The 14393-nt window shown below is 38.2% G+C and carries 12 protein-coding genes; 6 read left to right on the top strand and 6 right to left on the bottom strand.

The genetic code is table 11. The features are described 5' to 3' along the window. Positions 1–144 precede the first annotated feature (144 nt). A complete protein-coding gene (locus tag QP437_RS07660; RefSeq protein ID WP_005697450.1) occupies positions 145–774 on the top strand; it encodes a YkgB family protein in 630 nt (209 codons plus the stop codon). A 187-nt stretch (positions 775–961) separates the two neighbouring features. Here QP437_RS07660 and QP437_RS07655 read toward each other — a convergent pair whose 3' ends face one another. From QP437_RS07655 to glpT, 4 genes are all read right to left on the bottom strand, one after another. After that, positions 962–1465, bottom strand: coding sequence for a HEPN domain-containing protein (locus QP437_RS07655; RefSeq protein WP_285267470.1), 504 nt, complete (start codon positions 1463–1465; stop codon positions 962–964). Then, positions 1455–2579, bottom strand: coding sequence for a DUF262 domain-containing protein (locus QP437_RS07650; protein ID WP_285267469.1), 1125 nt, complete (start codon positions 2577–2579; stop codon positions 1455–1457). Before QP437_RS07650 ends, QP437_RS07655 begins: the two co-directional genes overlap by 11 nt. 318 nt (positions 2580–2897) lie before the next feature. Beyond that, on the bottom strand, positions 2898–3983 hold the full coding sequence (gene glpQ, locus QP437_RS07645) for a glycerophosphodiester phosphodiesterase (RefSeq protein WP_285267468.1): 1086 nt from the start codon (positions 3981–3983) through the stop codon (positions 2898–2900). Between the two features lie 94 nt (positions 3984–4077). Continuing rightward, the gene (glpT, locus tag QP437_RS07640) at positions 4078–5520 is read right to left on the bottom strand and encodes a glycerol-3-phosphate transporter (protein ID WP_285267467.1); all 1443 of its coding nucleotides are present in this window, start codon (positions 5518–5520) and stop codon (positions 4078–4080) included. 291 nt (positions 5521–5811) lie between these two features. On the opposite strand from glpT, the gene glpA reads away from it, so the two are divergent. From glpA to QP437_RS07620, 4 genes are all read left to right on the top strand, one after another. Then, the gene (glpA, locus tag QP437_RS07635) at positions 5812–7503 is read left to right on the top strand and encodes an anaerobic glycerol-3-phosphate dehydrogenase subunit A (RefSeq protein ID WP_285267466.1); all 1692 of its coding nucleotides are present in this window, start codon (positions 5812–5814) and stop codon (positions 7501–7503) included. Beyond that, positions 7493–8782, top strand: coding sequence for a glycerol-3-phosphate dehydrogenase subunit GlpB (gene glpB / locus QP437_RS07630; protein WP_285267465.1), 1290 nt, complete (start codon positions 7493–7495; stop codon positions 8780–8782). The genes glpA and glpB overlap by 11 nt, the downstream gene beginning before the upstream one ends. A gap of 9 nt (positions 8783–8791) precedes the next feature. Beyond that, positions 8792–10069: an anaerobic glycerol-3-phosphate dehydrogenase subunit GlpC gene (gene glpC, locus QP437_RS07625; protein ID WP_197542698.1), complete on the top strand. Its 1278-nt coding sequence runs from the start codon at positions 8792–8794 to the stop codon at positions 10067–10069. A gap of 70 nt (positions 10070–10139) precedes the next feature. Next, a complete protein-coding gene (locus QP437_RS07620) occupies positions 10140–11231 on the top strand; it encodes an ElyC/SanA/YdcF family protein (RefSeq protein ID WP_285267464.1) in 1092 nt (363 codons plus the stop codon). Between the two features lie 61 nt (positions 11232–11292). Here the strand turns inward: QP437_RS07620 and asnA are convergent, their stop codons facing one another. After that, positions 11293–12285 carry an aspartate--ammonia ligase gene (asnA, locus tag QP437_RS07615; protein ID WP_054420329.1) on the bottom strand — a complete coding sequence of 331 codons (993 nt, stop codon included), beginning with the start codon at positions 12283–12285 and terminating at the stop codon, positions 11293–11295. 154 nt (positions 12286–12439) lie between these two features. Here asnA and asnC point away from each other — a divergent pair, with 154 nt between their 5' ends. After that, a complete protein-coding gene (gene asnC, locus QP437_RS07610) occupies positions 12440–12892 on the top strand; it encodes a transcriptional regulator AsnC (RefSeq protein WP_049357122.1) in 453 nt (150 codons plus the stop codon). A gap of 51 nt (positions 12893–12943) precedes the next feature. Here the strand turns inward: asnC and QP437_RS07605 are convergent, their stop codons facing one another. Then, positions 12944–14239 carry an FAD-binding oxidoreductase gene (locus QP437_RS07605; protein WP_285267463.1) on the bottom strand — a complete coding sequence of 432 codons (1296 nt, stop codon included), beginning with the start codon at positions 14237–14239 and terminating at the stop codon, positions 12944–12946. Between the last annotated feature and the right edge of the window lie 154 nt (positions 14240–14393).

Raw genomic sequence — 14393 nt, 5'->3', positions numbered from 1 at the left:
TAAATTGGTATCTCTTTTTTATTGCATAAACCTGAGTAATAAAAAAATGCCAACAATATTAGAGAGTAATATTGTAAATAATTTATATAAAAATTCTTGGGCATTATGCTCGTAATATCAATTGAACTATATGAGGAGTTCTACATGAGTGCATTAGTTACATTGCTAGCTAATATCGTTGCGCCATTGCAACGTCAATTTATTAACTTTATCCGCATTGCGATTTGTGTCGTGATGGTTTGGATTGGAGGTTTAAAAGTTTGCCAATATGAGGCAGATGGTATTGCACACTTTGTGTCAAATAGTCCTTTCTTAAGCTTCCTTTACAAAAACGGTGCAAATGAAGTGACAAATGATAAGGGTGTTTTAGTAAAAGAATATACCTTATATAAAAACCCTGAAGGCAAAATGGTCGCAAAAAATATTGAATGGCATAAAGCCAATGGCACCTATACCGCTTCTTATATTATTGGCGCAATCATTGTGACAATTGGTATTTTAGTATTAGCGGGCATTTGGTCTCCAACATTAGGTTTATTCGGAGGCTTACTCACGTTTGGTATGTCGATAGTCACGCTGTCGTTCCTGATATTTACGCCAGAAACCTGGGTGCCTAATTTAGGTGGGGACTTCCCAACACCTAATTATGGCTTCCCATATCTCTCAGGTGCTGGCCGACTCGTTATTAAAGATATTATTATGATGGCGGGTGGCTTAGTTGCTGCAGCAGAATGTGCGAAACGCTATTTAGAGAATAAAAAGCAGTTTGCTTAATTAGTTTATTTAAAAGGCTTGCTGAGAGAAATAGCAAGCCTTTTTTGTTATTAACTAAATATTTAGTCGCTTAGAATATAAAAATTAGGAGAATTTATCTAATTCAATATAGATAAAATATAATTCATAGAACTATTTTAGAATGGTAAATCTTTTCTTAGTTCTAATGCAATCCATATATTTTCCATTATTCCAATATATTATCTAAGATTTTCAAAACTTCTATCCCTGATTTATAATATCCCATTATCGTTCCTATGGATTCAGTACAATTTGTACCATGAGCTATCTGATTTCTTAGTTGGACTAACGAATTTAGATCATAACTAAGATCTTTAGTGTTCTCTTTTTTATATTCACTTAACTTTTTAGATAATCCTTTTTTCCATTCTTTTTCAAATTTAGCTAGAAAGTCTAAGATATTATCTGGAGACGGGTTAGTAGAACTTTTTATAATCATTTTTTCAAAGAATTGATGTATTCTCTGATGACTAGTTTGGCAATTATGTTCAATTATTTGTTTATATAATATTGATTTGAAAGTTGATTCAATGCTACCTGAAGCTTTAATAACAGCATAATTTGTTAAAAAACTAGATATTCTAGATATTTTATTTTTATTTATTTCTTTCTCTACTTCATTAAGCTCAAATAAATCATCATTAAGTTTTTTCTCAACATCAAAATTCATAGTCTATTCCATATAAAATCTGTGATGCTATTGATATTCTTTTTCTTATATTCTCTACTTTTGTTGTTCTATTAGATGTGCTATCTATGAACTGTTCATTCTGTAGTAAATTTTTATAATTAGATGTGTAATCTTTCGTACTATCTTTTTGAAATCCCTTTTCTTTAGCATATAAAGTTGCAGAGCTAATTGCATCAAATGCTGCTGGGGTTATTCTTCCAACAAAAGATTGCTTGTTGATATCAAATCTTTTAAATGCATTTTCTCCCAAGATATCTTTAATAAGATTAATCATATTCATGAAATTATTTCTAAAGATATGTTCTTGATTTTCCTCAAGGTTTCTATGTTTTCCCATGTAGTTATTCAAGTACTTTAAGAGATTAATACTATTTTGTTCTTTTTCTGGGTTATTTCTTAAATCGCTTATTGCAAAAAATCTAAGAATAAGTTCTAGATCATACATTCTTTGATCCTCGATCTCTGACCCAAACATATTTCTCCAGGAAGTTTCCTTGTTTAGCTCAAAGAGTAAAGAATTAAATTTTCCTTGATATACACAATTACGTATTTCTTGTGGTTTTAATGCAGCCCCACTTGTATTTATACGTTCAAAAATCTGATACATACCAGTATCATCTTGAGGATGTTTTTGTTCGAAAATAATGGCATGAATAGTTGTTGATTTTATCTTTCTTTGTTCTTCTAATGATAATTCTGAAAACTGTTTTCCTCTCCAGCGTTGATTAATAATATCAGAATTGAACAAGCTAAAGACTTTATCATCCCCTTGGAATTTATTTCCTTTCATAAAATCATAAATAGTCATTATTCTTTGATAGCCATCAATAATTAACATTCTCTCATCATCCTGTTTTGCGAGGAAAATGCTAGGTATAGGTAATCCTAACAAAACAGAATCAATAAATCTGCTTGCTTCTTTTTTAGTCCAAACATATTTTCTTTGTAATTCGGGTTTTAATAATTCACCTTCATCATACATCATTGCTAGCTCTCGAAAAGATAAATCAGCTCCCCAAGATGTAATGTTAAATAAATCATCATTTGAATATGTTTCCAACTCTTCTTCGTTAATGGTTATTGTATTTGACATGTAGATCCCCTTACCTTTCTTATGTTTTTTAATTTTAATATATATATAATAAATATTAAAGGAAAATATATTAAAATTAAGATAAATTGGTTAATGTTCTATTTTCTGGATGCTATTAAAATAATTAAGTGAATAGTAAATTATGAAGAATAGTCAGTATGAATGTACGGTAGAATTTCGGGAAAAATATAGATTATATTTCAAGCAGTAGTGAGAGGATATTTCTAGGCAAGTTTTAGTTTATTTGTTTACTTAATACAAAACGGTCAAAAATCACAACGAATTTTGACCGCTCTTTTTATTACTTTTACTTACGTATTATTTTTGTTTTTTCAAAAACTCAACGCCAGTGTCTGGGAAGTCGGTAAATACACCAGTTGCACCAGATTTATTCAATAATGCATCGTACATTTGATTTACATCAGTGAAGAATTCAGGTAAAGCATCTTTACGCACGGTGTATGGGTGTAATTCCACTTTGTATTGTGCGAGTTCTTTCACTAATGGGGTATACACGATGTTGCCTGGTTTAGATTTTTCTTTATCCACTAACATGTACCAGCCTGGACCAACGCCGTCAGCATATTTCACCACTTCAGCCATTGCACCTGGTTTGAACATCCAATCGTAATCGTAGTTCACCCATTTGCCTTTCGCATCTTTTTCTTCAGTTTCATGCCAGTCGGTGTATGCCACTAATTGAACAAGTTTTAAATCCATGCCCATTTTTGGTAGCAATTCGTTTTTGATACGTTTTAACTCATTGAAGTCGAAGGTTTGTAAGTAAACCATGTCTGATTTCTTGTCGTAACCGTATTTTTTCAACACTTTAAGGGTTTCAACTGCAATGTCTTTGCCATTTTGGTGGTGGAACCAAGGGGCTTTGATTTCAGGGTAGATACCCACTTTTTTACCGGTAGATTTTTCTAAACCTTGGATGAATTCGATTTCATCTTCAAAAGTGTGAATTCTGAAATGCGATTTCCAAAGTGGGAAACGTCCTGGGTAAACTTGAGCTTGTTTGCCGTCTTTGGTTTCAAAGTTTTCAGTCATTTCTAAACTTTGAATTTCTTTTAAGGTGAAGTCGATTACGTAGTAACGACCATCTTTACGATGACGATTTGGGAATTTTTTCGCCACGTCAGTTAAGCCGTCTAAGAAATGGTCATGAATGACAATTAAGCGACCATCTTTTGTCATCGCTAAGTCTTGTTCTAAGTAGTCTGCGTGCTGTGCAAATGCAAGCGCTTTAGATTCAAGTGTATGCTCTGGTAAGTAACCACTTGCACCTCGGTGCGCAATGATAATTTTGTCTGATTTCATAGTGTCCACAGAAGAGTGTGCGCTACATCCTGCAAGTACGCCTGCAGCTAATAAAGAAAGCGCTAAAGTTTTGAGTTTCATAAGCATTTCTCCTTGAAAGTGCGGTTAAAAATTCAGTTGTTTTTTTGTAATAAAAAAGGCGGCAAGTCTTCGCCTGTCGCCTTTAATTTATAGATTATTTAGTACCGTAGGTATCGCCTAATCTTGCTTTGTGTTTGCCTTCTTCAACCATTACGATGAAGAGTAATAACACCGCTAAGACACCACCACCGATCATAACGTAGAAACCGCCGTCCCAGCCATAGTGTTGTGCTGCCCAACCGATAACAGCTGAAGCTGACACAGTACCACCTAAGTAACCGAATAAACCGGTGAAACCTGCTGCTGTACCTGCTGCTTTTTTCGGTGCAAGCTCTAGAGCGTGTAAGCCGATTAACATTACAGGACCGTAGATTAAGAAACCGATTAAGGTCATTAATACGAAGTCAGTTAATTGATATGGGTTTTCATACCAAGCTGAGTAGTTTGCAAGCTCTGCTTCAGGTGTAGCTGGGTTCATCCAGTATGCTACAACTGCTGCGGTAGTTAAGATCATGAAGATGAAACCGGTTAAACCACGTTTACCTTTGAAGACTTTATCTGATACCCAACCACATAATAATGTACCTGGAACTGCTGCTAATTCATAGATTGTGTATGCCCATGCGGTACCTTTGATATTGAAGTGTTTTACTTCACTTAAGTAAACAGGAGACCATTTCAATACGCCGTAGCGGATTAAGTATACGAATACGTTAGCAATCGCGATGTACCATAACAATTTGTTTTTCAATACATAAGTTACGAAGATTTCTTTTGTGCTTAAATCGTTTTCGTAAGTTTTTTCGTTATAGTCATCTGGGTAGTCATTACGCCATTTTTCGATTGATGGTAAACCACAAGATTGTGGAGTATCACGCATCACGAAGTAAACTGGAATTGCACAGATCATTGCCGCAATACCCGGATAGTAGAGGGATTGTTGCCAAATGTCTTTTGCTTGTGCTTCGATACCATGAGTGCTGAAGAACACGGCACTTGCTAATAGCACCATTGCACCCGGCATCATACCACCGATGTTGTGTGCAGTATTCCAGATAGATACGATAGTACCGCGTTCTGATTTAGACCACCAGTGTACCATTGTACGACCACATGGAGGCCAACCCATACCTTGGAACCAACCATTTAAGAAGATCATTACCCACATGATGGCAATGCCTGAAGTTGCCCATGGGAATAAACCCATCATGGTCATACAAAGACCAGAAAGCAATAAACCAAATGGTAAGAATACACGAGGGTTCGAACGGTCAGACATACCTGCCATTACGAACTTAGATAAACCATAGGCAAGACCGGCCGCTGAGCCGATAACACCTAATTCCGCTTTTGAGTACAAGCCGGCTTGAATTAAACCAGGTTGTGCCAAGTCAAAGTTTGCACGTACAAAATAGTAAGCGGCATAACCAAAGAAGATCCCTGCAAACACTTGCCAACGTAAGCGTTTATACGTGGAATCAATTTTCTCCGCTGGAAGTTCCGCAATATGCGGAGCGGGTTTAAATGGTCCAAACATAATTTCTCTCCAAAATCATTTTAATTATGAGTCCACCCCGACAATGGGGATAGCGTGCATGATAAAATAAAAATAGAAATTAAAAAGAGAAATAATTCAAAAATGTGATGTATTTCACAAAAAAAATTTTAACAAATGAGCGAATACGAAAATTATGTGATCTACTTCACAAAATGGCTTTCTTTTTCGCTCAAAATGTTGTGAATTTAACCGCTCTCCCATACAATAGCCATGGAATTTGTAACAGTTTTTACGTTTCTTTTTATTAATATTTTGGCTTTGGGGGTAACAATGGGATTATCGCCTAATATGTATCGTGATGTGGGTGATTTTTCACCTATCTCGACGGATGTGATTATCATTGGTGGCGGTGCAACAGGTGCGGGGATTGCTCGTGACTGTGCATTGCGTGGAATTAACTGTATTTTATTAGAGCGTCGTGATATTGCGACAGGTGCAACAGGTCGTAACCACGGTTTGTTACATAGTGGTGCGCGTTATGCCGTAAACGATCAGGAATCAGCAGAAGAATGTATTAAAGAAAATAAAATTCTGCGCAATATCGCTCGTCACTGTGTGGATGAAACAGAAGGTTTATTTATCACCTTACCTGAAGATTCCCTTGATTATCAAAAAACCTTCATCGAAAGTTGTACCAAATCTGGTATTGAAGCTGTCGCCATTGATCCTAAACTTGCCCAAATTATGGAACCATCGGTAAACCCAGATTTAGTGGGGGCCGTTGTGGTGCCTGATGGTTCAATCGATCCTTTCCGTTTAACCGCCTCCAACGTGATGGATGCCACTGAAAATGGCGCGAAAATGTTCACTTATTGCGAGGTGAAAAACTTAATTCGCGAAGGTGGCAAAGTAATCGGTGTAGATGTTTACGATCACAAAAATCGTGTAAACCGTAAATTCTTTGCACCATTAGTTGTTAATGCAGGCGGTATTTGGGGACAAGGCATCGCAGAATATGCGGATCTTAAAATCAAAATGTTCCCAGCGAAAGGTGCATTACTTGTCATGGGGCACCGTATCAACAAAATGGTGATTAACCGTTGTCGTAAACCGGCGGATGCGGATATTCTCGTTCCAGGTGATACCATTTGTGTTATTGGCACAACCTCTAGCCGTATTCCTTACGATCAAATTGATAACATGGAAGTGACCCCAGAAGAAGTGGATATCCTTTTCCGTGAAGGGGAAAAACTCGCACCAAGCTTACGCCATACTCGTGTATTACGTGCTTATGCGGGGGTTCGTCCATTGGTAGCAACAGATGATGACCCATCTGGTCGTAACGTAAGTCGTGGTATCGTGTTACTTGACCACGCAGAACGTGATGGCTTAGATGGCTTTATCACCATCACTGGCGGTAAATTAATGACTTACCGCTTAATGGCAGAATGGGCAACGGATCTCGTTTGTAAAAAACTCAACAAAACAGCACGTTGTACGACTGCAGAGCGTCCATTACCGGGCTCAAGTGAAAGCCGTGCAGAAACCAATCAGAAAGTCATTTCACTTCCAAGTCCGATTCGTTATTCAGCGGTGTATCGTCATGGTTCTCGTGCAACTCGTTTATTAGATAAAGAACGTCTTGATCGTTCAATGGTGTGTGAATGTGAAGCAGTAACAGCGGGTGAAGTACGTTATGCTATTGATGAATTAAATGTGAATAACTTAGTGGATTTACGTCGCCGTACTCGTGTGGGTATGGGGACTTGCCAAGCTGAGCTTTGTGCATGTCGTGCAGCAGGTTTAATGCATCGTTTTGAAGTAGCAACGCCTCGTCAATCTACCACGCAATTAACCTCTTTCATGGAAGAGCGTTGGCGTGGTATTGAGCCTATTGCATGGGGTGAAGCGATTCGTGAAGCCGAATTTACTTCATGGATGTATGGTAGTGTGTTGGGCTTAAATGATGTTCAACCGCTTGAAACTGACAAACAGCAAGGGACGGATAACAATGAATTTTGATGTAGTGATTATTGGTGGTGGCCTTGCAGGTTTAACTTGCGGCATCACCCTACAAGAACAAGGCAAACGTTGTGTCATTATTAATAACGGCCAAGCGGCGATTGATTTTGCATCTGGCTCATTGGATTTATTAAGCCGTTTACCAAATGGTGCGTTTGTTAAAAATATTCCTGAAAATTTGACCGCACTTTCCGCTCAATTACCGCAACATCCATACAGCATTATGGGTGCAGAACGCGTATTAGCGAAAGCGCAAGATTTTGAAAAATTGGCTGAGTCATTAAATTTGGATTTAATTGGCTCAAGTGCAGAAAATCATCTTCGCGTAACGGGTTTAGGTAGCTTACGTGGTGCATGGCTTTCACCAAATAGCGTACCAACTGTACAAGGCGAAACGCCATTCCCGTATAAAAAAATTGCGGTTTTAGGCATTGAAGGCTACCACGATTTCCAACCAGAATTATTAGCGGATAACCTTACACTCAATCCACAGTTTGCACATTGTGAAGTAAAAACAGGCTTTTTAAATATTCCAGAATTAGATCAGTTACGTGCAAACTCTCGAGAGTTCCGCAGTGTGAACATTGCACAAGTTTTAGAATATAAACTGAAATTTGATGATCTTGTGGCTGAAATGAAAGAAGCCGCGAAAGGCACCGAAGCAATTTTCTTACCCGCTTGTTTCGGGTTAGAAAATCAAGAGTTTATGGAGTCACTTCGTAAAGCAACTGGCTTGCCATTATTTGAATTGCCAACTTTACCACCGTCTTTATTAGGTATGCGTCAACGTATTCAATTACGTTATCGTTTTGAGAAGTTAGGTGGACTCATGATGAATGGTGATAGCGCATTAAAAGCACATTTTCATGGCAACAAAGTTCGTGCTATTCAAACGCGTTTGCACGAAGAGGAAGAAATCACGGCTGAGCATTTCGTCTTAGCTTCCGGCAGCTTCTTCAGTAAAGGTTTAGTCTCTGAATTCGATAAAATCTACGAGCCCGTATTCCATTCTGACATTATCGGTGTGGAAGGCTTTAACGATACCGATCGTTTTACTTGGACAGATCACCGTTTCTCAAATCCACAACCATACCAATCTGCAGGCGTGGCGATTAATGCGCAATGCCAAGTGAAAAAGAGCGGTCAATTTTTAACAAATTTATATGCGGTGGGTAATGTGATTGGTGGTTTCAATGCGTTAGAGCTTGGTTGTGGTTCTGGCGTGGCAGTGGTAACAGCGCTTGCTGTTGCGGATGAAATTCTTCACAACACACATTAAGGAGGCGTTATGAACATTCAACAATTAATTGAAAATGCAAAACAATCCCTTAATGCACCACAACATCATCATGCCCTTGATGAAAGCTTTGAGAGCTGTATTAAATGTACGGCGTGTACAGCGGTATGCCCGGTTTCGCGTCAAAATCCAAACTATCCAGGTCCAAAACAATCAGGCCCAGATGGTGAGCGTTTACGCTTAAAATCAGCCGAGCTTTATGATGAAGCATTGAAATACTGTACCAACTGTAAACGTTGTGAAATTGCGTGTCCGTCTGATGTAAAAATTGGGGATATTATCGTTCGCGCAAGAAACAAATACCTTGCTCAACAACACAAACCAGCAGTGCAAAAATTACGTGATGCGATTTTAAGTAACACCGATATTATGGGTTCACTTAATACACCGCTAGCACCGATTGTTAATACCATCACAGGTTTGAAAGCAACCAAATTTGTGTTGGAAAAAGCATTGAAAATTAGCCGCCATCGTACGTTACCAAAATATTCTTTCGGCACGTTCCGCAGCTGGTATATGAAAAAAATGGTGGAAAGCCAACAAAAATTCGAACGCAAAGTAGCGTATTATCACGGCTGTTATGTGAACTACAATAATCCACAATTGGGTAAAGAATTTATTCAAGTGTTCAATGCTATGGATATTGGTGTGGTCTTATTGGAAAAAGAAAAATGCTGTGGCTTGCCATTGAGCGTCAACCAATTCCCAGAACGAGCGAAAAAAATCGCACAATTTAACACCGATTACATCAGCAAAATGGTGGATGAAAATGGCTTAGATGTGATCAGTGAAGCATCAAGTTGTTCCCTAAATTTACGTGATGAATATCATCATATTTTGGGTATCGATAATGCGAAGGTTCGTCCGCATATTCACATGGTGACACCATTCTTATATCAACTCTTTAAAGAAGGTAAAACCTTACCGCTTAAACCATTGAAATTGCGTGTGGCTTATCACACTGCATGTCACGTGGATAAAGCAGGTTGGGCACCATACACCTTGGAAGTGTTAAAACAAATTCCAGGGTTAGAAGTGGTGATGTTACCATCACAATGTTGCGGTATCGCAGGGACATACGGTTTCAAAGAAGAAAACTACGAGGTTTCCCAATCTATCGGTAAAAACTTATTCGATAACATCAATGCAGGCGGATTTGATTACGTGATCTCTGAATGCCAAACTTGTAAATGGCAGATCGATATGTCATCTAACGTGACTTGTATCCATCCATTGACGTTATTGTGCATGTCTATGAATCAAGCTTAGTGAAAAGAGCGGAAACTGATAAAAAAGTGACCGCTCTTTTTGTTATTCAATCCAATATGGAGAATCTATTATGCAAAAAATCTTCAAGGTTTCCTTACTTGCTGTGCTTTCATCTCTTGCAGTAAACAGCTTTGCCAGCACGGCAGAAGTGAAAGTGCTTGAGCCGCAATTAAATTATCAACAACTTCTTACTCAAAGACAGGTTGTGGATGAGTTGCTTGAACAAGCGGTGAAAATCCAAAACTCACCGGCTCGTGTTTCAAATGCAGGTTTTACCGCGAAACTTCCTTCCAATATGGAGCGTATTGCGGATCTTTTATTAGAAGCGTATAAGCTTGAGCCTTATCGTGTAGATTTTTTGTTTGGTGCAGCGAATGCCAATATTTATAATGGCAATACCGATAAAGCCATTGAGCTTTATCAAAAAGTGCTTGATGTGGCGCCAGATGATGTGAAAGCACATACTTATTTGGCTGCATGGAATCGTTTTAAAGGCAACCAAGCGGAAGCGACAAAACATTTAGATCGCTTAAAACAACTTTCCCCAGAAAGCGCAAGCAAATTAGAAAAAGTCTTTGCAATGATTGATAAAGCGGCTAATCAGCCAATTACCGATAAACTCGAAACCAAGTTACCGGCGCAATCGGCGATTATTACGTTGGGGTACGCTTTAAATCCAGATGGCAGCATGCATGATATTTTGGTGCAACGTTTAGAGAAAACCTTAGAAATTGCGAATCAAAATCCAGATGCGTTAATTATTGTGACGGGCGGTGTGCCACAAAACAATAAAACAGAAGGGGATTTGATGAAGCAATGGTTGATTGAGAAAGGCGTTGATGCAAGCCGTATTTATTCGGATAACTATGCACGTTCAACAGTCGAAAATGCGCTTTTCTCTCGTTACTCTTTAGCGAAACACAAAATCAAACATGCCGTGTTGATTAGCTCGGGTAGTCATGTTCGTCGCGGACAAGCGTTATTTGAAATTGCAACGCAAGAATCTGGTCCACAAGGTCTTGTGATTGAAACGGTAGCAGCATTAGATAAACCGTTAGATGAGTTACAAAAAATTACGGAGAAAGACTTGCTGGGTATTTATCGCGATAGCTTAAAAACAATGGGATTACCAATGTTTAACAGTGGTGCATTACAAGATTAATTAATTTCCTAAAAACAAAAGTGCGGTGAAATTTCACCGCACTTTTTATTTTCTCTTTCGATTAAAGAATATGTTGATATTGTTCTAACATTTCTTTTGGCCATACGCTTGATTGCACTTCACCAATGTGTTTTTTGTGAAGTAAAAGCATTGCCATACGAGATTGACCGATACCACCACCGATGGTGAGAGGTAATTTGCCGTTTAATAAATCTTGGTGCCAATCCATTTTTAAGCGATCTTCATCACCGGTTAAACCAACTTGTAAACGTAGTGCAGATTCATCCACACGAATACCCATTGAAGAAAGTTCAAACGCTTTACCTAACTCAGCGTTCCATACCAAAATATCGCCGTTTAAACCTTTGTAGCCGTTTTCTGATTCAGTTGTCCAGTCATCGTAGTCTGGTGCACGACCATCATGTGGTTTGCCGTCTGATAATTTGCCACCAATACCGACTAAGAACACTGCACCATATTCTTTACAAATGGCGTTTTCGCGCTCCTTGCTTGAAAGATCTGGGTAGCGTTTCACTAAATCTTCACTGTGAACGAAGGTGATTTCTTTTGGTAAGCTTGATGGGATGTCAAAGCGAGCTTCTACGGCTAATTCAGTTAAACGGATTGCACGATAGATAGAACGTACAGTTTCTTTTAAATAAGCAAAGTTACGACGACCTTCAGGAATCACTTTTTCCCAGTCCCATTGGTCCACATAAACAGAGTGAGTTTGATCCAATGAATCTTCATCTGGACGTAATGCTTTCATATGAACAAATAAGCCTTCACCTTCTTTAAAGTGGAAACGTGCGAGAGTATGACGTTTCCATTTAGCCAATGAGTGAACGACTTCATAAACGGCGTTTGGGATACATTTCACGTTTACTTGAACAGCTTTCTCAATGCCTGATAAGTTATCTTGCATACCGTTGCCAACTTCACTAAGGATTGGACCTTGTACTTCGATAATGCCAAGTTGTTCAATCAAGTTTTGAGTAAAGGTGTTCTTCACAAAGCTGATTTCTTGTTGTTGTAAAATAAACGTCTTTTTCATATTTATCCTTCTTTTTATAATAACTGGTAAGATTTGTTGTGTATTATTTAATAAAATTGCATTTTGTTTCAAGTAATTTCTTTACATTGTTTTAAATATTGAATATTATCAAAAATAAAGAAGATATTTTAAAAAAGATCTAACAGGGGGCTATATGCACAATATCGATACGCTCGATCGACAAATTCTCCGAGTACTGACAAAAGATGCCCGTACACCTTATGCAGAAATGGCAAAGAGCTTTGGGGTGAGTCCAGGTACAATTCATGTTCGCGTAGAGAAAATGCGTCAGTCTGGTTTGATTGAAGGCACAAAAGCAATTATTGATGAGCGTAAACTGGGCTATGATGTATGTTGCTTTATTGGTATTATTTTGAAAAGCGCAAAAGATTACGAAAAAGTGATTAAAAAACTCGACACTTTTGATGAAGTGGTGGAAGCCTATTACACCACGGGAAATTATTCTATTTTTATCAAAGTGATGACGCACACCATTGCTGAATTACATTCTGTGTTGGCGACTAAGATTCAGCTGATTGATGAAATTCAATCGACGGAAACCTTGATTTCCATGCAAAATCCTATTTTACGAGACATTAAACCTTAAATGTCATCGAAACAATAAAGGCGTGTATTTAACACGCCTTTTGTTTTTTAATTAACGATAACGATCGAGGAATTTGTAATAGAGTACGCCGATCTTGGTGGCTAAGTTTTTAAGATATTTTCCACCGTAAAACGAAGGGACTTTCAATTCTTCAAAAATTTTCAAGCGTTCGTCATTACCTAAAATCGCTTCAGCAATAATGCGTCCCGCAAGCCCTGTTAGTGCGACGCCATGCCCAGAGTAACCTTGTGCAAAGTAAATATGCGGTGAGATACGACCAAAATGCGGGCTTGCATTCAGTGTCATATCAATCGGCCCTGCCCAGCCATAGTCAATTTTGACATTTTCTAACTGTGGGAAAACATGCAACATATTGCCACGCATAATTTGCACCATATCTTTTTCTGAGCTTGAGTCACTACCAAATAACAAACGGTTATCCGCACTCAAGCGATAGTAATCGAGCAAGATATTGTTATCGCAAACAGACATGCCATTGTTGATCACTGAGTCAGCCGTGGCTTGATCTAAAGGTTCGGTCGCAATAATAAAGCTCTCGACCGGTAAGATTTTTCGATTAATACCATGATGAATAGATTTCGGTAGCGCATCAATATAAGCATTGGTGGCTAAAATAACATCTTGAGAAATGACCGCACTTTTATCGGTTTTGACTTCAATGCAACCTGATTTTTCCACTAAATCCACAACAGGCGATTGTTCATAAATCTGCACGCCTAAATCTAAGCAAGCTTTTGCTAAGCCTAAGCAATAGTTTAATGGGTGTAAGTGGCCAGAATTACTATCGTATAAGCCGCCTACATAAATATCACTGCCTAGATGTTGTTTAAGTTTGGCTTTATCCCAAAGTTGCATCTTGTCATAGCCAAAAGTCGCATGGCTAGCTTTTTCCATTTCAATGAGCTCGTCCATTCGACGTTTATTTAACGCCAATGTGGCATAACCTTTTTTCCAATCACATTGAATACCATATTTTGCAATGCGTTCATCAATAATATCAATGGCTTCTAGCGACATATCCCAAAGTTTTTTCGCTTTATCAAAGCCCACTTGAGCAATATATTCATCAATGCCTTCTTCAAAACCATTGATAGCTTGACCGCCACTTCTGCCGGATGCGCCAAATCCTACTCTTGCGCCTTCTAATACAATGACTTTCTTGCCTTTTTCTGCTAATTCAAGGGCTGCTGATAAACCGAAGAAACCCGCACCAATAACACAAACATCTGATTCTTCTTGCTGAGTGAGAGGCGGCAATTCGAAGGTTTGGTTTCGACTGTCGAAATAATAAGATTTGATATGTTCTTGATGAGCGAATTCGAGCATGATTGATGCCTAATTAATTAACATAAAATTGAAATTGAGGGAATCTTACCCTGATGGGAAAATATGTCAAACCTTTTGCTAAAAAGGTGCTATACTCCCCCAAGTTTATACAAGTAAACGATTACTTAAGGTTTATTTTGATTGTCCTGAGGAG

The organism is Haemophilus sp. UMB1048 (genome assembly GCF_030218125.1).
Taxonomy (GTDB): Bacteria; Pseudomonadota; Gammaproteobacteria; order Enterobacterales; family Pasteurellaceae; genus Haemophilus_D.
This window is presented reverse-complemented; position numbering and strand designations above follow the sequence as displayed.